The organism is Hadarchaeum sp. (SeqCode) (assembly GCF_049969415.1).
Classification (GTDB): Archaea; Hadarchaeota; Hadarchaeia; order Hadarchaeales; family Hadarchaeaceae; genus Hadarchaeum.
The window spans coordinates 1-707 of sequence record NZ_JBMFOX010000130.1; the positions used below are offsets into that span (position 1 = coordinate 1).

Consider the following 707-nt stretch of genomic DNA (forward strand, 5'->3'; position numbering starts at 1 on the left):
CTCCACATACAAGGCTTCCCAAAATTTCTCCGCGTCGGGGAAAATGCCCATGATAAACCGTGGGTCCTTCAGTTGCCTCCTTCTCCCTTTCTCAATCCACCCTTCGTATATAACCCCAGCTTTTATCTCCATCCGGTCTTGCTTGCTCCTCTGCAGAGGAACAACCAGTCCATCTACTTCTATGAATAGTATCCGTACTTTCTTCTTGGCTCCTTTCGGTTCCTCTCCATTGGCAAAAACCTTTTCCCGCAAGGCTTCCCGACTCGCCTGCTCTTTTAGCCCCGCCCGCCTCACTTCTGTATGCACTGTCATGTGGCTTATATTCCCTAACCCCGCTTCTTGCATCACTTCCGCTACCTGCCGAAAGGGAAGACGGGTCGCTAAAGAAACGGCCAGCTTCAATAACCTTCCCGAGAGCCGCTTGCCCTTCCTTAGTCTCAAAGCCTCATCCAGCAGAAAAAGACCTTGTCCCCGGCCCTTCTTTGCCGTAGCCTTAACGTAAAGCCTCCGCTTGAATACGATATCCCCTATCCCAGTCGCTATTGTCCGCCTCCGGAAGCCTGCGATCCGGTAACCTTCTGGCTTCCTCGCCACCAAAGCGTTATCCAACATCTCCAGCAGAAGTACCAGAACCTGTCTGGCGAAACTTAAGACAAACTCCTCTAGACTATTGAAATGCTCTAAATCCTCCAGTAAACTTAAAATAG

At 50.5% G+C, this 707-nt stretch carries 1 protein-coding gene; it reads right to left on the reverse strand.

All coding sequences use genetic code 11. The features are described from left to right. Positions 1-705: UPF0236 family transposase-like protein (locus tag ACP5PX_RS08340; protein WP_428085483.1), on the reverse strand; the 705-nt coding region annotated here is incomplete at its 3' end. Between the last annotated feature and the right edge of the window lie 2 nt (positions 706-707).